Source organism: Pseudomonas sp. LTGT-11-2Z (assembly GCF_003691445.1).
GTDB classification, from domain to species: domain Bacteria; phylum Pseudomonadota; class Gammaproteobacteria; order Pseudomonadales; family Pseudomonadaceae; genus Aquipseudomonas; species Aquipseudomonas monteilii.
The window spans coordinates 1,117,729-1,136,071 of the sequence record NZ_CP033104.1; the positions used below are offsets into that span (position 1 = coordinate 1,117,729).

23 protein-coding genes are annotated in these 18,343 nt (G+C 63.1%); 14 read left to right on the forward strand and 9 right to left on the reverse strand.

What is annotated here, in order from left to right; genetic code table 11:
- Window positions 1-72: 72 nt before the first annotated feature.
- Window positions 73-633, reverse strand: coding sequence for an antibiotic biosynthesis monooxygenase (locus D8767_RS05045; protein ID WP_016713470.1), 561 nt, complete (start codon window positions 631-633; stop codon window positions 73-75).
- A 218-nt stretch (window positions 634-851) separates the two neighbouring features.
- Between D8767_RS05045 and D8767_RS05050 the strand changes: the two genes are divergently transcribed.
- Window positions 852-1,787, forward strand: a complete 936-nt coding sequence (locus tag D8767_RS05050; RefSeq protein WP_016713471.1) for a MerR family transcriptional regulator — start codon at window positions 852-854, stop codon at window positions 1,785-1,787.
- On the opposite strand, the gene D8767_RS05055 is transcribed toward D8767_RS05050, so the two are convergent.
- A complete protein-coding gene (locus D8767_RS05055) occupies window positions 1,772-2,377 on the reverse strand; it encodes a hypothetical protein (RefSeq protein ID WP_016713472.1) in 606 nt (201 codons plus the stop codon). The two genes, D8767_RS05050 and D8767_RS05055, sit on opposite strands and share 16 nt — an antisense overlap.
- A gap of 59 nt (window positions 2,378-2,436) precedes the next feature.
- A complete protein-coding gene (locus D8767_RS05060) occupies window positions 2,437-2,865 on the reverse strand; it encodes a PAS domain S-box protein (protein WP_016713473.1) in 429 nt (142 codons plus the stop codon).
- A gap of 116 nt (window positions 2,866-2,981) precedes the next feature.
- Between D8767_RS05060 and D8767_RS05065 the strand changes: the two genes are divergently transcribed.
- Window positions 2,982-3,437 (forward strand): flavodoxin, encoded by a 456-nt coding sequence (locus tag D8767_RS05065; RefSeq protein WP_016713474.1) that lies wholly within the window; start codon window positions 2,982-2,984, stop codon window positions 3,435-3,437.
- Between the two features lie 25 nt (window positions 3,438-3,462).
- Here D8767_RS05065 and D8767_RS05070 read toward each other — a convergent pair whose 3' ends face one another.
- Window positions 3,463-4,344 carry a LysR family transcriptional regulator gene (locus tag D8767_RS05070; protein WP_016713475.1) on the reverse strand — a complete coding sequence of 294 codons (882 nt, stop codon included), beginning with the start codon at window positions 4,342-4,344 and terminating at the stop codon, window positions 3,463-3,465.
- A gap of 98 nt (window positions 4,345-4,442) precedes the next feature.
- Between D8767_RS05070 and D8767_RS05075 the strand changes: the two genes are divergently transcribed.
- From D8767_RS05075 to D8767_RS05090, 4 genes are all read left to right on the forward strand, one after another.
- Window positions 4,443-4,829, forward strand: coding sequence for a CidA/LrgA family protein (locus D8767_RS05075; protein WP_016713476.1), 387 nt, complete (start codon window positions 4,443-4,445; stop codon window positions 4,827-4,829).
- A complete protein-coding gene (locus tag D8767_RS05080; RefSeq protein WP_016713477.1) occupies window positions 4,819-5,505 on the forward strand; it encodes an LrgB family protein in 687 nt (228 codons plus the stop codon). Before D8767_RS05075 ends, D8767_RS05080 begins: the two co-directional genes overlap by 11 nt.
- Before the next feature lie 176 nt (window positions 5,506-5,681).
- The gene (locus D8767_RS05085; protein ID WP_016713478.1) at window positions 5,682-6,587 is read left to right on the forward strand and encodes an alpha/beta fold hydrolase; all 906 of its coding nucleotides are present in this window, start codon (window positions 5,682-5,684) and stop codon (window positions 6,585-6,587) included.
- 114 nt (window positions 6,588-6,701) lie between these two features.
- On the forward strand, window positions 6,702-7,613 hold the full coding sequence (locus tag D8767_RS05090; protein ID WP_016713479.1) for an SDR family oxidoreductase: 912 nt from the start codon (window positions 6,702-6,704) through the stop codon (window positions 7,611-7,613).
- A gap of 272 nt (window positions 7,614-7,885) precedes the next feature.
- Here the strand turns inward: D8767_RS05090 and D8767_RS05095 are convergent, their stop codons facing one another.
- Complete coding sequence (locus D8767_RS05095) at window positions 7,886-8,668, reverse strand: IclR family transcriptional regulator (protein ID WP_016713480.1); 783 nt, start codon at window positions 8,666-8,668, stop codon at window positions 7,886-7,888.
- 174 nt (window positions 8,669-8,842) lie between these two features.
- Between D8767_RS05095 and hmgA the strand changes: the two genes are divergently transcribed.
- Genes hmgA through maiA form a run of 3 tightly spaced genes read left to right on the forward strand, consistent with a single transcriptional unit; the run spans window position 8,843 to window position 12,085 of the window.
- Window positions 8,843-10,144: a homogentisate 1,2-dioxygenase gene (gene hmgA, locus D8767_RS05100; protein ID WP_016713481.1), complete on the forward strand. Its 1,302-nt coding sequence runs from the start codon at window positions 8,843-8,845 to the stop codon at window positions 10,142-10,144.
- A gap of 3 nt (window positions 10,145-10,147) precedes the next feature.
- A complete protein-coding gene (fahA, locus tag D8767_RS05105) occupies window positions 10,148-11,440 on the forward strand; it encodes a fumarylacetoacetase (RefSeq protein ID WP_016713482.1) in 1,293 nt (430 codons plus the stop codon).
- Between the two features lie 12 nt (window positions 11,441-11,452).
- Window positions 11,453-12,085 (forward strand): maleylacetoacetate isomerase, encoded by a 633-nt coding sequence (maiA, locus tag D8767_RS05110; protein ID WP_016713483.1) that lies wholly within the window; start codon window positions 11,453-11,455, stop codon window positions 12,083-12,085.
- Here the strand turns inward: maiA and D8767_RS05115 are convergent.
- Complete coding sequence (locus tag D8767_RS05115) at window positions 12,079-12,885, reverse strand: SirB1 family protein (RefSeq protein ID WP_016713484.1); 807 nt, start codon at window positions 12,883-12,885, stop codon at window positions 12,079-12,081. The two genes, maiA and D8767_RS05115, sit on opposite strands and share 7 nt — an antisense overlap.
- 123 nt (window positions 12,886-13,008) lie before the next feature.
- Here D8767_RS05115 and D8767_RS05120 point away from each other — a divergent pair, with 123 nt between their 5' ends.
- A complete protein-coding gene (locus tag D8767_RS05120) occupies window positions 13,009-14,028 on the forward strand; it encodes a Glu/Leu/Phe/Val dehydrogenase dimerization domain-containing protein (protein ID WP_025753991.1) in 1,020 nt (339 codons plus the stop codon).
- Window positions 14,029-14,090: 62 nt separating this feature from the next.
- Here the strand turns inward: D8767_RS05120 and D8767_RS05125 are convergent, their stop codons facing one another.
- Window positions 14,091-14,354 (reverse strand): YebG family protein, encoded by a 264-nt coding sequence (locus D8767_RS05125; protein ID WP_016713486.1) that lies wholly within the window; start codon window positions 14,352-14,354, stop codon window positions 14,091-14,093.
- Between the two features lie 222 nt (window positions 14,355-14,576).
- Between D8767_RS05125 and D8767_RS05130 the strand changes: the two genes are divergently transcribed.
- Window positions 14,577-15,047, forward strand: a complete 471-nt coding sequence (locus tag D8767_RS05130) for a phosphate-starvation-inducible protein PsiE (RefSeq protein WP_016713487.1) — start codon at window positions 14,577-14,579, stop codon at window positions 15,045-15,047.
- Between the two features lie 3 nt (window positions 15,048-15,050).
- Here the strand turns inward: D8767_RS05130 and D8767_RS05135 are convergent, their stop codons facing one another.
- Together D8767_RS05135 and D8767_RS05140 are read right to left on the reverse strand one after the other, a co-directional pair.
- Entirely contained in the window at window positions 15,051-15,341 is a 291-nt protein-coding gene (locus D8767_RS05135; protein ID WP_016713488.1) for a DUF3509 domain-containing protein, read from the reverse strand.
- Window positions 15,342-15,462: 121 nt separating this feature from the next.
- Entirely contained in the window at window positions 15,463-15,810 is a 348-nt protein-coding gene (locus tag D8767_RS05140; RefSeq protein WP_016713489.1) for an HPF/RaiA family ribosome-associated protein, read from the reverse strand.
- Between the two features lie 328 nt (window positions 15,811-16,138).
- Here D8767_RS05140 and D8767_RS05145 point away from each other — a divergent pair, with 328 nt between their 5' ends.
- Genes D8767_RS05145 through D8767_RS05155 form a run of 3 tightly spaced genes read left to right on the forward strand, consistent with a single transcriptional unit; the run spans window position 16,139 to window position 18,341 of the window.
- Window positions 16,139-16,444 carry a DUF3649 domain-containing protein gene (locus D8767_RS05145; RefSeq protein WP_016713490.1) on the forward strand — a complete coding sequence of 102 codons (306 nt, stop codon included), beginning with the start codon at window positions 16,139-16,141 and terminating at the stop codon, window positions 16,442-16,444.
- A complete protein-coding gene (locus D8767_RS05150; protein ID WP_016713491.1) occupies window positions 16,441-18,015 on the forward strand; it encodes a PepSY domain-containing protein in 1,575 nt (524 codons plus the stop codon). Before D8767_RS05145 ends, D8767_RS05150 begins: the two co-directional genes overlap by 4 nt.
- Window positions 18,015-18,341 (forward strand): DUF3325 domain-containing protein, encoded by a 327-nt coding sequence (locus tag D8767_RS05155; protein WP_016713492.1) that lies wholly within the window; start codon window positions 18,015-18,017, stop codon window positions 18,339-18,341. Before D8767_RS05150 ends, D8767_RS05155 begins: the two co-directional genes overlap by 1 nt.
- Window positions 18,342-18,343: the final 2 nt, after the last annotated feature.

Here is an 18,343-nt window from a genome sequence, read left to right on the forward strand (position 1 = left end):
GGCGGTCAACTTGTCTGTCCTTTGGTTGCCACCCAGCATACCCGAACTGTTTCCCTATTGTATGGCCTGCCCTCAGCGGCTGCGCAGGGCGCCAGAGGGCGTTGGGGTGGCATGCAGCCAACCGGCCAGCAGGCGGGTGGACAGGGGGATGAACAGGTAGACCATCACGGGTGTCAGCGCCAAGGTGCTGAGCAGTACCCGGGGCACCAGGTCCAACGCTGCCAACCAGTGGCCGAACAGCAGGTTGAACAGCAACGAGACCGGGAAGAATGCCAGCCAGATCGCCACAGCCTGTTTCCAACGGGGTGGTTTTTGCACCGTGTTGGTGCCAAACCAGTCGTCGATACCACTTACGCGCGCCTCTTTGGGGCGTTCGAACAGGCCGTTGCCGCGTTGCAACCAGGCCCGGCGCGAGGCGGAGTATTCCCAGGCATGCAGGGTGGGCTCGTCGCTGAAGCGAAAGATGATCTGGAATTCGTCGCCATCGCGGGGCGGCGCAAGGATGCCCGAGCCGAGGTAGCCGGGAAAGTCGGTGGCCAGCTGCTCGCCTTCATGCAACCAGGCCAGCAAGTCCTGGTAGCGGCCATGGGCGGCGCGGCGCGACACCATCAGGGTGACGGGTGGGGTAGACATCGTGTATCTCCTGGCAACGGGGCTGGCGGGTAGCTGGCCCCTTTGGCTGTGTGGCCCGGGGTGGTGGGCAACACAGGCGTGCATGCAAGAATCGGGCACGGATTATCGCGTATCTGCAATATTCGGCAAACCCCGGGCGGCAAACGGTTGCACCCTGCGACTCGCGCCGTCGTAGTAGAATACCTGTTCAACTTCCGCACGCAGGGTACCCCTTGCAGATGAACGAACAGGGACGTAATCCAGTGATCGATGCGAGTTTTGAACAGCAGGAGTTGTTTCCAATTCGTGAAGTTTCCCGTCTGACCGGTGTCAACGCTGTGACCCTGCGGGCCTGGGAGCGTCGTTATGGCCTGATCCAGCCAATCCGTACCGACAGTGGCCACCGCCTGTATTCCCAGGCCGATATCGATGAGATCCGCCGTATCCTCGGGTGGCTGGAGCGCGGTGTGGCAATCAGCAAAGTGGGCAGTATTCTTGCGCGTGGCCATGCTCTTGCCGGCCAGGCCGGTGATGCGACGGACGCTTGGCTACGCTGGCAGCACCAGATCCGCCTGGCGGTGCAGCGTTTCGACGTGGCGGGCCTTGATCTGCTTTTCCAGGAGGTGTTTGCCGCCAGCACCCTGGACCAGGTTTTCAGCGAAGTGTTCATGCCTGTGTGGCACGACATGGCAGTCCGCCAGGGCGGCTATGGGCAGGCCAGTGAATGGCTGTTCTTTGACCAGTTCCTGCGCGGTCGGGTCTTCGCTCGCTTGCAGCTTGCCCATGTGCCGCGTAGCCGCACCGTGCTGTTGGCGCCATTACCGGGGCAGTGCCATGAGCTCGAGCTGCTGGTCACCAGCTTGATCCTGGGCAGCGACGAAACAGGTGTGACCCCGTTGGCGAACGGGCAGCCACTGCAGGAGTTGGCGCTGGTTTGCGAGCGCCTGAAGCCGGATGCCCTGGTGCTGTTTTCCCATCAGCCGCTTACCGCAGAGCTCACTCGGCACCTGGCTCGCCTGGCGGCGGTATTGGACTGCCCGTTGTTACTGGCCGGTGAGGCGGCGGAAGTGGCACAGGCCAGCCTGGCTGGCAGTGCTATCGCCTGCCTGGGAGCGCAGGGTAGTGTCATGCGCCAGCGGTTGCGGCAGTTTCTGGCAGGTCAGCTAGATACCTGAGTGTGCAGGTCGGGGTGGGCCTGGAGGATGTAGTCGCGCAGACGCTCGATTTCTTCGGGCGGGCTTTGGCTGAGGTCATAAGCCGCCAGGTCCGGGCCAATACGCCGGCCCAGTACGCCGTGCAGTTCGATCGGGCTGATGCCGCCGGGGGCGAAGCGCAGTTCGAAGCATGCGGGTGGCGAGGGCAGGTCACGGACTTCCAGCAGCACACCTTTGAAGGAAATATCACGTACCCACAGACCGCTGATCTCGTCATGGGCATCGAGCAGTGCGCTCGGCTGCTCCATCGACAGGCGCCAAGGGCGCAGCATGGGGCCGTCTTCGTAGATTTCCGGTGAACCCAGTTGCAGGTGCAGGGCGTGGAACTCGTCTTCTACCAATTGCAGGGGGAAGCTGATCTGTTGGTTGTTGAACTGGGCCTGCAAGGTAACCTGTTCGTTCGCCACCAGCCGGGTAAGCAGGCTCTGTATGCGGCGGTCGCCATTGACCAGCAGGCTCGACATGGAGTCGGCCACGTTCAAATGCGGCGAATGTTGCATGTTCTGGATGAAATCCAGCTCGTCCTGGGTCAGGAGCACGTCTGCTTGCATGATCGAACTCGGTGGTGGCGATTTCTTCATCGGGATTGACCGTGCATGGCGTACTTGGTTCAAGCGCGTTCGTCGGGTTTCGGACGAGCGCACAGTTCCGCCAGTTGCCGTTCCAGTTCGACCTGGCGGCTGACGTCTTTCTGGATACCGATGAAGTAGGTGCGCTGGTCAGCGGCATGCCTTACCGGGGTAATCGACAGCTCGTTCCAGAAGGCGCTGCCATCCTTGCGGTAGTTGCGCAGCACTTCGCGACAGGGGCGGCCTTCGGCCAAGGCCCTGCGGATACGTGCGCGGCCAAGCTGGTCACGGTCGTCAGCCTGCAGAAAGCGGCAATCCTGATAGAGGATTTCATCGCGGCTGTAGCCGGTCAGGCGTTCGAAGGCGGCGTTCACGTAGATCAGGATGGTGTCGTCGCCTTCCTGTTCGGCAACCACGATCCCGTCATTGGACGCATCGACCATCGATTGCAGCAATTGCGCATTGATCATGTTCGGGCCATTGGGCAAAGAGGGGCTGAGGACGGCGACTTTGGTAGAGGCGGCCTTTTGCCAGCGCTGGATGCTAGTATCCTACGTTTTCACTCAGTTTCGGAATCCTCTACCCGATGAAAGTCGCCATTATTTCCGGATCGGTCTATGGCACCGCCGAAGAAGTCGCCCGTCACGCTGAAACGCTGCTCAAAGCAGCGGGCCTGGAGGCCTGGCATGCGGCACGTGCCACCCAGCAGGATCTTGAAGGTTTTGCCCCCGACGCCTTGCTGGCCGTGACCTCGACCACCGGCATGGGCGAACTGCCGGACAACCTCATGCCGCTGTACAGCACCCTTCGCGATACCTTGCCTGCGGCCTGGCGTGGTCTGCCGGGGGCGGTGATTGCACTGGGTGACTCCAGCTACGGCGATACCTATTGCGGCGGTGGCGAGCAGATGCGCGAGCTGTTTGCCGAATTGGGTGTGCGTGAGGTGCAGCCGATGCTGCGCCTGGACGCCAGCGAGACGGTGACCCCGGAGGCGGATGCCGAGCCATGGTTGGCCGAATTGGCAATCGCACTGAGAGCCTGACCCTAAGGCCGCATAAAAAAGCGCGTCAGGCGTGAGGTTCGCGCAACAATGCCAACCACGCCTGCGCCGCCCGTGACAGATAGGCCCCACGCCGCCAGATAAAGGCGATGTCCCAGCGCAAATCCCCCGGCGAGCGGAGCGGCAAACGCACCACCCCGGGGCGCTCCAGCGCTTTTGCCACCACTCGGGGCAGCAACACCACACCCTGGCCTGCCGCCACCAACGCCGCCAAAAAGTCTGCCTGGCCACTGCGGCCGCCTTCTTTCGGGGTAAAGCCCTGTTGCTGGCACGCCTTCAGCAGCCGGTCGTTGAGCACGAAACTGCGTTGATACAACAGGAACGGTGTATCGGCCAGTTGCCCCAGGTCCACCCCGTCCAGGCTCGCCAAGGGATGCCCCGCCGGCAGCAGGGCATCCATTGGCTCGTTGCAGAACGGCTGGTAGTCGAAGGTTTCATCGCTGGGTGTCAGGCTACCACCCAGTTCCAGCTCGCCACTCTTGACCGCCTGTTCGACACTGCGGCTACCGCCCTCCAGCAACTGGATCGCGATGTTTGGGTGACGTCGCCGGTATTCGGCAAAAAGCCCGGCGAACAAGGCGTCACTGCCCAACATCGGCAAGCCCAGGCGCAGTTCGCCGCGCTCCATCTGGCTGAGGTCGTCCAGTTCGTTGAGCAGCGCCTGGCGTTGGCGCAGCAGGGCTTCGCCGCGCTCCAGCACAATGCGCCCGGCCGCTGTCAGGTGCAGCTGGGAGGCCTGGCGTTCCAGCAGCGGCTGGCCCACATCTTGCTCCAGTTGCGCCACCTGCTTGCTCACGGCCGATTGACTGATGTGCAGGGTTTGCGCGGCCTGGGTAAAACCACCGCGGTGGACCACTTCGATAAAGCTGCGCAGCTGTTTGAATTCCATGCTCTGAATTCCATTCTGGAATGGCGATAAGTCTAACAATTCGCTTCTGGCCTAGGCAGCCAAATCTTAAAATGAGGGCCTGTCGAGGAACCCCTGCCATGAAACCCGCATTGTTGAAAAAAGCCCTGCGCCTGCTTGTCGAGCTGGCGATTCTTTGTGCCTTGTTTCTGCTGGGCGGCCAGCTTGCGACCTGGTTGGGTTGGCCGATCCCAGGTGGTGTGATGGGCCTGGCACTGCTGCTGATACTGTTCGCGTCCGGTGTGCTCAAGCCGGCCATGCTGCAACTCGGCGCCGGCTGGCTGATGGCCGAGATGCTGCTGTTCTTCATTCCGGCGTTGATGAGCCTGCTGGACTACGGCTCGTTGATCCGTGAGGAGGGCTGGCGCATCTTGCTGGTGATCGCCGTGAGCACGCTGATGGTGATGGTGGTGACCGCGCTCACCGTAGAACTGGTGTGCCGCTGGAGGTTGCGCCATGAGCCTTGAACCCATGCCGCTGTTCTGGCTGGCCCTGACCTTGCTGGCCTACCTGGGCAGCCGCTGGCTGTACCGGCGCAGCGGGCGCTACCTGCTGTCGCCGTTGATCCTGGTACCGGTGCTGTTGCTGGCGGTGGCGGTGCCGCTGCACACCGCGTATGCCGAATATGCGCGCAATACCCATTGGTTGATGAGCGTGCTTGGCCCGGTGACCGTCGCCTTCGCGGTGCCCATCTGGCAGCAGCGGGCGATGCTGGCGCGCCATTGGCCGGCGCTGATGGTGGGCATGGTCGCCGGCAGCAGTGCTTCGATCGCCAGTTCCTGGGGGCTGGCGCACCTGCTGGCGCTGGACAGCGCGACCAGCCTGTCGCTGGTGCCGCGTTCGATTACCACACCGTTTGCCATGCCGTTGGCCCATGACCTGGGGGGCGTACCAGAGCTGACAGCGGTGTTCGTGATGTTCACCGGTGTACTCGGCGCCATGTTCGGCGGCGTGCTGCTGCGTTGGTTGCCGTTGCGCACGCCGCTGGCACGGGGGGCGCTGTTTGGTGTCGGTGCGCATGGTGCCGGGGTCAGCCGGGCGCAGGAGGTAGGCCGCGAGGAAGGCTCCGTGGCCGGCCTGGTCATGGTGCTGACCGGCTTGCTGAACCTGTTCGCGGCACCGTTGCTGGCCCTGTTGCTCTGACCGTTCGTGCCACTGACTCGCACAGTCATCAAGCTGGCTGGCAACGCAAGTTCCAGCCAGTGGGCTGCTGGCTAGACTTTGCCTCGACATAGAGAGCACATGTATGTGCCGAGGTGACATGCAATGACCGCAGCCTTGCCCTATCCCGTCCTTATCACTTCACCGGGTTACTTCTGATGCCTATGGCCGAAATTCCATTGTGCGTCTGGCGTACCCGGGGACAAAGCTTCAACTTCCGGGGCCAGAGCATCCGCTACTGGACCGCAGGGCAAGGAGAGCCCCTGCTTCTGTTACACGGCTTCCCCACGGCCAGCTGGGACTGGCACTACTTGTGGGGGCCTTTGACCCAACGCTTTCGGGTGATCGCTTGCGACATGCTCGGTTTTGGCGACTCGGCCAAGCCGGTCGACCACGCGTACAGCCTGATGGAGCAAGCCGACCTGCAGCAGGCCTTGCTCGGCCATCTGCAGGTCGACCAGCCGGTACACCTGTTGGCCCATGACTACGGCGGCAGCGTGGCCCAGGAACTGCTGGCGCGGCACCACGAACAGCGTGCCGAGATAGCCAGCTGCGTGTTCCTCAACAGTGGGCTGTTCCCCGAAAGCTGCCGCATGCTGCTGATCCAGAAACTGCTGCTTAGCCGGTTCGGCTGGCTGGTCGGGCGCTCGTTCGGGCGTGACGACCTGGTGCGCAACGTGACCCAGGTCTATGGCCCCTGCACCCACCCCAGCGAAAGTGCCCTGGATGATTTTTGGAGCCTGATCGCCGCCAACCGGGGCACGCGCATCCTGCACAAGCTGGTGAGCTATATCCCCGAGCGCAGGTTGCATCGCGAACGCTGGGTCGGGGCGATGCAGCGCAAAGGCGTACCCCTGCGCTTCATCAATGGCGTGGTTGACCCACTTTCCGGCGGGCACATGCTGGAGCGTTATCGGCAACTGGTGCCGGAGCCGGATACCGTGCAGTTGCAGGGCATCGGCCATTACCCGCACACCGAGGCGCCTGTGCAGGTCCTGCGCCACTACCTGGCTTTTCGTGAACAGCCGCTGAGCTATTACCCACAGAAGGTGGCGTGGTCCTGACCGGGCTTCATCGCCCTGCGTTATTGCCAGGCATTCAGCCTGCGTGAGCTTGATTGTCCGCCTGCCGCTGGCGGCGGACACTTGGCCCACCTGAACCTGCCTGGAGCCATGAGCATGAGCGAGCCTGTCCGTCTGCAAGATCGCGTGGTGATCGTCACTGGAGCCGGCGGTGGGCTGGGCCGCGCCCATGCGCTGCTGTTCGCCGCGCGGGGTGCCAGAGTCGTGGTCAACGACCTCGGCGGCTCTACCCACGGTGAAGGTGCCAGCGCCTCGGCTGCCGACCGGGTGGTGGAGGAGATCCGCGCCGCCGGTGGCACCGCCATCGCCAACCATGACTCGGTCAGCCAGGGCGCGCGTATCGTCGAGCAGGCCCTCGACAGCTTCGGCCGGGTCGATGTGCTGGTGAACAATGCCGGCATCCTGCGCGACAAGACGTTCCACAAGATGGACGACAGCGACTGGGAGCAGGTTTATCAGGTGCATGTGGAAGGGGCCTTCAAGGTCACCCGCGCCGCCTGGCCACACCTGCGCGAACAGAACTGGGGGCGGGTGATTTTCACCGCTTCTACCTCTGGCATCTACGGCAACTTCGGCCAGGCCAACTACGGCATGGCCAAGCTAGGCTTGTATGGGCTGACCCGCACTTTGGCAATCGAAGGGCGCAAGCACGGCATTCTGGTGAACGCCATCGCCCCTACCGGCGGCACCCGCATGACCGAAGGGCTGATCCCGCCTCAGGTCTTCGAGCGGCTCAAGCCGGAACTGGTCAGCCCGCTGGTGGTGTACCTGGGCAGTGAGCAGTGCCAGGGTACGGGCGAATTGTTCGAGGTGGGTGGCGGCTGGGTGGGCAAAGTGCGCTGGGAGCGCAGCCTGGGGGTAGGCTTTGATCCGCGCGAAGGCTTTACCCCGGAGCAGGTGGCGGAAAACTGGGCACGGATTGGCGACTTTGACGGGGCCGTGCACCCGCAGGACAGCTTGCAGGCGCTGCAGCAGATGATGGCGAACCTGCAGAAGTACCCACTCTAGAGCGCTTGCTGGGCACTTTGTGGGAGCGCATCAGCCAGCGAGAGCGCAGGTTTTTCGGGGTAAAAAAAAGGCCGCTGCAAGCCACAGCGGCCAATCGAGACGTTAGATCAAGGAGCTTCAAAATCTACGTCGGTGAACCTCGCAGGCCTGAAAGGCGGGGGGAAGAGCCCTTCATGCCGGCCAGTGAGTTAAGAATAAGCGCTTGATCCTGTGGGAAAAATAGCTGCTTATGACATTCACCTTTACGTATCGGGCAATAGTGCTGCAGGCGCTCACGCGGCCGGTGAATAGCCCATACGCCAGCTGGTCTCTCGCGCAGCCGCCAGCAGCCGTTGCGCCGCCGGCCCATGTTCGTCGGCATGAAAAATCGACGTTGGCCCGACCACGGTCATCACGGCCACAACCTGCCCCAAGGCATTGAACACCGGTGCCGACAACGCATCCACACCTGGCATCAGCAGGCCGTGCACATGGTGCAACCCACGGTCGCGAATGCCGGCCAAGACTGCCTGGTAGTCCTCTGCAGTGTGTTGCAGGGCGGCCAGCTCGCGGTCGCGCAAGTCCACGGTCTCGCGCTCGGGCAGATAGGCGGCGAACACCAGGCCGGTAGAGGATGTAAGCAGCGGTAGCACCGAGCCGATTTGTGTGACCACGGTGACCGCGCGCACTGCCGGTTCAATGCTGACCACGGTCGCGCCCTGGTTACCCCACACGGCAATGAAGCAGCTCTCGTTCAGTTCATCGCGCAATTGCGACAGCGGCAGGGCGGCAATCTTCAACACATCGATGCTGCCCAGCGCCGCCAACCCCACCCGCAATGCTTCGCGCCCCAAACCGTAGTGGTTGGTGGCGCTGTCCTGCTCCGCAAAACCACTGGCAATCAACGCCTGCAGGTAACGGTGCACCTTGCTCGCCGGCATTTGCACATGTTCCGCCAGGCGTGACAGCGATGTGGAAGGGGACAGCTCTGCAAGCGCCTTCAGGATGTCGGTGCCGACCTCCGCCGAGCGGACTTTCTGCTTGCCGTTGTCGGCGGGGGAGCTGGCTTTGGTCATGGGCATCTGCTTCCGGATTCTTCAAGTCGGGCCTTTATAGCTTGACGCCAAGCGCGGGGCAAATTACGTTATTCGTAATCTGATTACGATAAAAACAATGCAGACGCGCTGCCACCCCACACCGGGCCAGCAGCCAGCTGCCCGCAACGGCTCGGCCAGAGCCCGGAGGCATCGATGAATCGCGACACCTCACCCGACCTTCGCTACCTCAGCGGCTTCGGCAACGAATTTGCCAGCGAAGCACTGCCAGGGGCTTTGCCGGTCGGGCAGAACTCGCCGCAGAAGGCGCCCTATGGGCTGTATGCCGAATTGCTCTCGGGCACGGCGTTCACCATGGCCCGCAGTGAGCTACGCCGTACCTGGCTTTATCGTATTCGCCCGTCTGCACTGCACCCACGTTTCGAGCGCCTGGCGCGCCAGCCGTTGAGCGGGCCGTTGGGTGGGATCAACCCCAACCGCCTGCGCTGGAGCCCGCAGCCGATCCCTGCCGAACCGACCGACTTCATCGAGGGCTGGCTGCCGATGGTGGCCAACGCGGCGGCGGAAAAACCGGCCGGTGTGAGTATCTACATCTACCGCGTCAACCGTTCCATGGAGCGTGTTTTCTTCAACGCCGACGGTGAACTGCTGCTGGTGCCGGAAATGGGCCGCCTGCGCATTGCCACCGAACTGGGCGTGATGGAAGTTGAACCGCTGGAGATCGCGGTGATTCCACGCGGCATGAAGTTCCGTGTCGAACTGCTCGATGGCCAGGCCCGCGGCTACATCGCCGAAAACCATGGGTCGCCGCTGCGCATCCCGGACCTGGGCCCGATCGGCAGCAATGGCCTGGCCAACCCGCGTGACTTTCTCACTCCGGTGGCGCACTACGAAGAGGCCGAAGGGCCAGTGCAACTGGTGCAGAAGTTCCTGGGCGAGCACTGGGCTTGCGAACTGCAACATTCGCCGCTGGATGTGGTGGCCTGGCACGGCAGCAACGTGCCTTACAAATACGACCTGCGCCGCTTCAACACCATCGGTACCGTCAGCTTCGACCACCCGGACCCGTCGATCTTCACCGTGCTGACTTCGCCGACCAGCGTACATGGCCTGGCCAACATGGACTTCGTGATCTTCCCGCCACGCTGGATGGTGGCCGAGAACACCTTCCGTCCGCCATGGTTCCACCGCAACCTGATGAACGAGTTCATGGGCCTGATCAACGGTGCCTACGATGCCAAGGCCGAAGGCTTCCTGCCGGGTGGCGCCTCATTGCACGGGGTGATGAGCGCCCATGGCCCCGACGCCGAAACCTGCGAAAAGGCCATTGCCGCCGACCTGGCGCCGCACAAGATCGACAACACCATGGCTTTCATGTTCGAGACCAGCCAAGTGCTGCGCCCGAGCCAGCAAGCCCTTGAATGCCCGCAATTGCAGGCCGACTACGATAGTTGCTGGGCCACCTTGCCGAGCACCTTCAACCCGAACCGGAGATAACCCATGAACCACACTGCCAATGCCCGTAGCTGGGTCGAGCACGCCAACGGGCACAGCGACTTTCCGCTGCAGAACCTGCCGATGGGTATTTTCAGCCGGCCGGGTGAAGCCAAACGCTGTGGCGTGGCTATCGGTGACGCGATCCTCGACCTGGAAGCGGTGCTGGCCGCCGGCCTGTTCGACGGTGCTGCCAAGGCTGCCGTCGAAGCCACCCGCGGTGGCGCGCTGAACGCATTCTTCGCCTTGGGCCGCAGCGCCCGTGTGGCGCTGCGCGAGCGTTTGCAGGCCCTGCTTGGCGAGCACAGCGAACACCAGTCGGCGTTGAAGCCGGCGCTGATCCCGGCCAGCGACTGCCAACTGCATGTGCCCGCGCAGATCGGTGACTACACCGACTTCTACGTCGGCATCGAGCACGCCAAGAACGTGGGCAAGCTGTTCCGCCCCGATAATCCGCTGCTGCCCAACTACAAGTACGTGCCGATCGGTTATCACGGCCGCGCCTCCACCATCCGCCCATCGGGCACCGATGTGCGCCGGCCCAAAGGCCAGACCTTGCCGGCCGGGCACACCGAGCCGAGCTTCGGCCCTTGCGCACGCCTGGACTACGAACTGGAGCTGGGCATCTGGATTGGCCAGGGCAATGACATGGGCCAGGCGATCCCGGTAGGCGACGCCGCCGAGCACGTGGCCGGCTTGTGCCTGCTCAACGACTGGTCGGCGCGCGATATCCAGGCCTGGGAATACCAGCCACTGGGACCGTTCCTGTCCAAGAGCTTCATCACCACCATTTCCCCCTGGGTGGTCACTGCCGAGGCGCTGGAGCCGTTCCGCTGCGCCCAGCCGGCGCGCCCGGAAGGCGACCCGCAGCCACTGTCGTACCTGCTGGACAAGCGCGACCAGGCCGCCGGTGCCTACGATATCGAGCTTGAAGTGCTGCTGCTGACCCAGCGCATGCGTGAGCAGGGCGTTGCTCCACACCGCCTGACCCTGAGCAACACCCGCAGCATGTACTGGACCGTGGCGCAGCTGGTGGCGCACCACAGCGTCAACGGCTGCCAGCTGCAACCAGGCGACCTGTTCGGTTCGGGCACCTTGTCGGGGGCCACGCCAGGGTCGTTCGGCAGCCTGCTGGAGATCACCGAGGGCGGCAAGCTGCCGGTGGAACTGGCCAGCGGCGAGGTGCGCAAGTTCCTCGAAGACGGTGACGAAATCATCCTGCGTGCCCGCTGCACGCGCGACGGCGTGGCCAGCATCGGCTTCGGCGAATGCCGTGGTACGGTCATCGCGGCCAACTGAGGAGGGGCGGGCATGGAGCTGTACACCTATTACCGTTCCACCTCGTCCTACCGGGTGCGCATTGCCCTGGCACTGAAGGGGCTGGCTTACCAGTCCCTGCCGGTCAACCTGTTGCAGGGTGAGCAGCGTGGGGCGGACTATGTCGCCATTAACCCGCAGGGCCGCGTACCGGCCTTGCGCACCGATGACGGTGAATTGCTGGTGCAGTCACCGGCAATCATCGAGTACCTGGAAGAGGTTTATCCACAGCCCGCGTTGCTGCCGGCCACGGCCGAGGCGCGTGCCAGGGTGCGTGGTGTAGCGGCAATCATTGGCTGCGACATCCACCCGCTGCACAACGTGAGCGTGCTCAACCGGCTGCGCCAGGCCGGGCAGGACGAGGGGCAGGTCAATCAATGGATCGGCCACTGGATCAGCCAGGGGTTAGCGGCAGTGGAGCAACTGATTGGTGATCAAGGCTTTTGTTTCGGTGATCGACCGGGGCTGGCGGATGTGTACCTGATCCCGCAGCTGTATGCCGCCGAACGCTTCAACATCGACCTGAGCAGCTTCCCGCGTATCCTGCGGGTTGCCGCAATGGCCGCCGGGCATCCGGCGTTCACCCAGGCCCACCCCGCCCAGCAGCCGGACAGCCCGGCTCAGTGAAGCGAACGGTTCGCCGCCGGAAGCTTGCCGATGCGTTCGGACAGCTTCAGGCGCTGGGCCGGATCTTCAGTCAGTAGCAGCGCATGCTCCAGGTCGAAGCGCTCGGCCTGTGGGCAATCCAGGTGCTGGTACAACGAGGCGCGGGTCATGTAGTCACTGACCTGCACCGGCCCCAACTGCATGACCCGTTCGGCATCGATCAACGCCGCCAGGTGGTTGTCGTTGCTGATGTGCAGCTGGCGCAGGTTGCGTGACAGGCGTTGCAGCATCTGCAGCGGGGTGCCACTGCGCATGTGCTCGGCCGTCAGCGCAACATGCGGCCCGAACTGGCGGGCCAGCAGCTCACGGCAATCGTTGGGGTACAGGCGCCGGCCACCGCAGGGATCGAGCAGGTGGTCGGCACCCGGTACACGCAGCAGGAAATGGCCAGGAAAGCCCACACCCTCCAGCGGAATGGACAGGCGTTCGGCCAGTTCCAGGGCGAGTATGGCCAGGGTCAGCGGTTGGCCACGGCGGCGTTGCAGCACTTTGTCCATCATCGCCGCCTGCGGGCGCAGGGGGTGGTACTCATCCTGCTGGAAGCCCAGCGCATTGAGCTGGCGCAGCAGCGGCTGGGCCAGTTCGCACAGTGGCAGCATCGGCAGGTGGGTGCTGATATCGCGCTGCAGGTCTTGCAGCACGGCAAGGCTGGCTGCGGGCTCGACACTCCGGTCGTGCTCGGCGGCAATCCACAATGCGGCTTCCAGCAGGGCGACAGGCTCGCGTTCCAGGCAGGCCAGGCAGGCTTGACGTGGCTTCATGGGGCTTCTCCACACACGCTTGAGTATTAGCCGTGGCGCGGGGTTTCGTCCAGTGGTCCGGCGGCGGCACCAGCTTCAGGGCGGTGCCTATACTGGAGGGAGCACCTCATGGGGGGCCTGTCGATGTTCGCTCTGATGCAAAGCACCCGTACCCAGTCCTTGCACCTGTTCAACGACCCGCCTACGGGTCTGAAAGCGGTTGTGGCGATCCACAGTGAGCAACTGGGCCCGGCCATGGGCGGGTGCCGGTACCTGCCTTATGCCGATGACGAAAGCGCCATGACCGATGCCATTCGCCTGGCCCAGGGCATGAGCTACAAGGCGGCGTTGGCGGGCTTGCCACTGGGTGGTGGCAAGGCGGTGATCATGCGCAACCCGCATGTGGAAAACCGCGCCGCACTGTTCGAGGCCTTTGGCCGCTTCATCGATACCTTGCATGGACGCTTCATCATCGCCGTGGACAGCGGCACCTCGACCCTGGACATGGACTGCATTGCTCAGAGCACACCCCATGTGACCAGTACCACCGCATCGGGTGATCCCTCGCCACATGCGGCGATGGGGGTGTTCGCGGGTATTCGCGCCACCACCTCGTTCCGGCTGGGCAGTGATGACCTCAGAGGCCTGCGAGTGGCGGTGCAGGGCTTGGGCAATGTCGGTTTTGCGTTGGCGGAGCAACTGCATGCAGTGGGCGCGGAGTTGCTGGTCAGCGACCTGGACCCAGGACGTGTGCGGCTGGCGATGGAGCAGTTCGATGCCAAGCCTGTAACCAACGATGCGTTGATCAGCACCCCTTGCGACATCTTCGCCCCTTGCGGCGTGGGGCCGGTGCTGAACGGGCAAAGCGTGATGCAGTTGCGTTGCGCGGCGGTGGCGGGGGCGGCGAACAACCAGCTGACCACCTTGCAGGTGGCCGACCAGCTGGAGTCGCGCGGGATATTGTATGCGCCTGATTACGTGATCAATGCCGGTGGGTTGATCTACGTGGCGCTGACTCATCGTGGCGAGGACTTGGGCACTATCACCGCGCACCTGGCGCGGATACCGTCACGGCTGACCGAAGTGTTCGGCCATGCCCAGGCGGAGAAGCGCTCGCCGGCGCGGGTGGCGCAGATGCTGGCGGAGCGGTTGCTCTACGGCTGAATGCTGATGCTGGCGTTACTGGCCTCTTCGCGGGCTTGCCCGCGAAGCAGGCACCGCCGATCTCACTCGGCAGCACCATCTTCCAGCAACTCGGCCAACGCATCCGGCTGGCTCTTGAACGCCCGGGCAAACACATCGCGGTTCTTGGCCATGTAGATACCGGCTTCCTCAACCTGCTGCTCAGTCAGCGACGGCACCGCCTTGTGCAGCACTTCGGCCAGGCGCTCGGCCAGTTCGAGCATCTTGTCGTGACGGTCTGCTTCGGCCTTATCCATGAACAAGCGCTCCGGGTCGCGGCTGCTGCGGTACACCACTTCGACGGCCATTCATCACCTCTATGCCTTTTTGCTGGTTGCGTTGCAGTTTACTGTATGCGCATACAGTAATGGCATTGCCATCATCGCGCAACCTGATTCTTCAGCCTGCCCACACGTGCCTTGCGGCAATCGGACGCCTTCCAAGCCAAGGGCCTGGCCCTTTAACTGCATGGCACAAGCGTCACACCGGTGACGCATCATCCTTAAAGACGTATCGGGGAATGGAACATCGTGAACATCAAATGGGCAGACAAGCTACGCAAAGGCCTGCATGGTTCGGCCGACTCGCTGGGCAACCTGTGTGTCGAGGCCTTCCATTACCTGGCGCTGTTCGGCATTGGCGCGATTACCGCCTATGCGGCGGTGGTCACCTTCCTGGACATGCTCGGCAAGGGCGGGGTCAGTGTCGATGACATCCTGCTGCTGTTCATCTACCTGGAGCTGGGGGCCATGGTCGGCATTTACTTCAAGACCAACCACATGCCGATCCGCTTCCTGCTGTACGTGGCCATTACCGCGCTGACCCGCCTGCTGATCGGCGATGTCTCGCACCACAAGGCGCCGGACGAGGGGCTGCTGTACCTGTGCGGCGGCATCCTGTTGTTGGCGTTCTCGATTCTGGTGGTGCGCTACGCTTCGTATCGCTACCCCTCGACCAAGGTGCTGGATGCCAACGGCAAGGAAGTGGAGGAGGGCAAGTAGCCCTCAGTTGGCAACGACGTGGCGCGGCGCGTGACGGGCGTCGCGGGTCAGCGCGGCCAGCACTTGCATGGGGTTCTGGCTGAATTCGATGGCCAGGCCCAGGCGAATGCTGTCGATCACCCGTTGCAGGCGCGCCGGGTCGTTGCGCTGGGCCTGGGTGATGAGGCGCTTGGCGACCACGCCGGCGTCGTCGGACAGGGTCAGCATGATGCTGCCGTCAAGGTTTGTGATGCTCAGGTTGACCCGGTATTCGGGGGCGAATGCAGCACTGATTTTTTCGAACGGGTTGTTCATGGTCGTGCTTCTGCAGTGAATGAGTGCAGAGGTTGACTGGCAACGCGGCGGGTTGGTTCAGTGCCATTGATCGCTACAAACAAAAACGCCCGGCTTCAAGCCGGGCGTTTTGCATTGCCGATCAGGCGTCTGGATCACTCAGCTCCAGGGCGCCGCGCTTGCTGCGCAACTTGCCGTAGAAGTGTTCCAGCGCGTGGGTGAGCTTGGTGGCGGCACCGTCGACTGCCTGGTCCAGCGAAGTGGCGGTGTGGGTCACGGAAATCGGTTGGTGGCCTTTTGGGCGAGCCTCCATCTGGCAGCGTTTGTCATGCGGTCCGGGCTTGGCGCCGTTTTCGTCGCGCAGGTGAACCTCGATGCGGGTGAGGTCTTCTTCGTAACGTTCCAGCGAGTTCTGCAGTGTGCTGCGGACCCACTGATCGAGCCGGGCGTTGCCTTCGAAATGATTGCTGCTGTTGACCTGGATTTGCATGATTCAATCCTTATTCAGCTTGCTCGCATGGAGGCGCGCCTAGGCCCTTGAGACCCTTGGAATTTCTGCGCCTCTTGACTCTAAGGTCAGGCAACTGCGGGATGAATTCAAGCCCTTTCTGAAAATAAATTTCTTGTTGCAAAAGGGGGCTACAAAGCGGCCCCCCATTTGCTACAGGTCAGAACTCCACCGACGTCTGCCCAGTGCACGGCCTGCTCGGCCACTTGCGGGGAAAACGAGGCGTTCACAGGGCGAAGTAGCAGCAGGCTTTGCTTATGAGAATTGAAATCATTAGTATTTCACCCCCGAAAATGCCCGGACCTTCGCCATGACGCGCAAAACCGCCGGTCTCCCGCTCAGTTACCGGCTGGGCGTTGCCTCACGCAGCCTGGCCGCGCTGCTGGGCGGCTACTTGCTGGCGTCGATGGCCAGCGTCTGTATTGCATTGGTGGCGCCGTTGCCCAAGGTCGATGCCACCCTCACCGGCCTGTTGCTGTCGTTCGTCTTCTACCTGCTGGCGTTCATCTGGTGCTTCGCTTGCCGCAACGCCTGGCGTGCCTGGCTGGGCGTACTGGCGCCAAGCCTGTTGTTGGGCATGATCAGCGGCGTCGCCTACTGGATGAAAAACCCATGAAAGAAGGCTTTCGCCAGGCGATGGCCTGGCTGCACACCTGGACCGGCCTGATCTTCGGCTGGCTGTTGTTCGCCATCTTCCTCACCGGCACGCTGTCGTATTTCAAGGAAGAAATCACCCACTGGGCGCAGCCCGAAGTGCGCAGCCATGCTCTGGATCCGCTCAACAGCCTGGGTGTGGCCCAACGTTACCTGCAGGACAATGCCGGGCATTCTGGCACCTGGTTCATTCGCATGCCCAACGCGCGCGAGGCTGCCTTGAGCGTGGGCTACCGCGACCCCAATGGCGGGCCACGCGGGTTCGTGAGTAAAACCCTCGATACCCAGACCGGTCAGCCGGTTGAAGCGCGCGACAGCCGCGGTGGCGAGTTCTTCTACCGCTTCCACTTCCAGCTACAAATGCCTTACCCGTTCGGCCGATGGCTGTCGACCTTCTGCGCGTTCATCATGCTGTTGGGGCTGGTCACCGGCATCATCACCCACAAGAAGATCTTCAAGGAGTTCTTCACCTTCCGCCCCGGCAAGGGCCAACGCTCCTGGCTGGACGGGCACAACGCGATCGGTGTGCTGGTGCTGCCATTTCACCTGATGATCAGCTACAGCAGCCTGGTGCTGTTCATGTACATGGTGATGCCGGCTGGCATCATGGCCAGCTATGGCAATGACACCGACAAGTACTTCAACGACCTGTTCGGCCGCGACGATGCGCCCAAGGCGGCCCACGTGGCTGCACCGCTGGTGCCGTTGCCCAGCCTGTATGCCCAGGTGCAGGCACTGCAACCCGGCGCGCGTATTGGCAACATCCAGGTGCAGAACCCGGGCGACAGCAATGCCCGCGTCACCTTCACGCAATCGTCTGCCGACCATGTGGCTTATCGGCGCAGCGCCAACTGGACCTTCGATGGCGCCAGTGGCGAGCTGCTGAGCCAGGGCAAGCCAGAGAGCGGGGCAATGATGACCGCCTTCAGTTTCGCCGGGCTGCACATGGGTAACTTCGCCGGCCCTTGGTTGCGCTGGCTGTACTTCTTCTTCGGTGTGGCCGGTACTGCGGTGATCGGCACCGGGCTGGTGATGTGGTTGGGCAAGCGCCAGCTCAAGCACGCCAAGAGCGAGCGCATACCGGGTGAGTTGCGCCTGGTCGAGGTACTCAATACCGCCAGCATGAGCGGCTTGCTGCTGGCGGTGGCAGGTTTCTTCTGGGCCAACCGCCTGGTCCCGATAGGCGTCGAAGGCCGGGGCGACTGGGAGGTCAATGCCTTCTTCATCGCCTGGGGCCTGTCGCTGGTGCATGCGGTACTACGCAGCGGGCGCAGGGCCTGGGGCGAGCAACTTGCGTTGGGTGCGCTGGCCTTTGCCTTGCTGCCGCTGCTCAACGGCCTGAGTACCCACCGCGGGCTGAACCATTCGCTGCTGGAGGGTGACTGGGCCATGGCCGGCTTCGACCTGACTGCCCTGGCCACCGGGCTGTTCCTGGCCTGGCTGGCCGGCAAGATGCTGCGCAGCCCCAAGCCGGTTGCCAAGCGCCCACGCGCAGTAAAAAAGCCGGGCACTGAAACGGCGGAGGTGAGTTGATGCTGGGTAACGCACTGCTCGCATTCGCAGGTTTTGTCGCCCTGTGCCTGGCCATGGAAAAACACTTCAGCGACCTGCTCGGGCGCAAGCCGCGCCCTGGGCAATTGCGGCTGTTGCGCAGTGCTGGATGGCTGTTGCTGCTGTTGTCGCTGGTCCTCAGCGTGCACTTGCGTGGCTGGGCCTACGGCCTGGTGGAGTGGATGGCGGTGATGATGGCCGGGGTAACCCTCTGGGTGTTCGGCCTGCCTTACCAGCCGCGCCTGCTGCTGGGCCTGGCCGCAGCCAGCGTGGTGCTCGGCCCGTTGCTGGCCGTGTTTGCTGTGTGAAG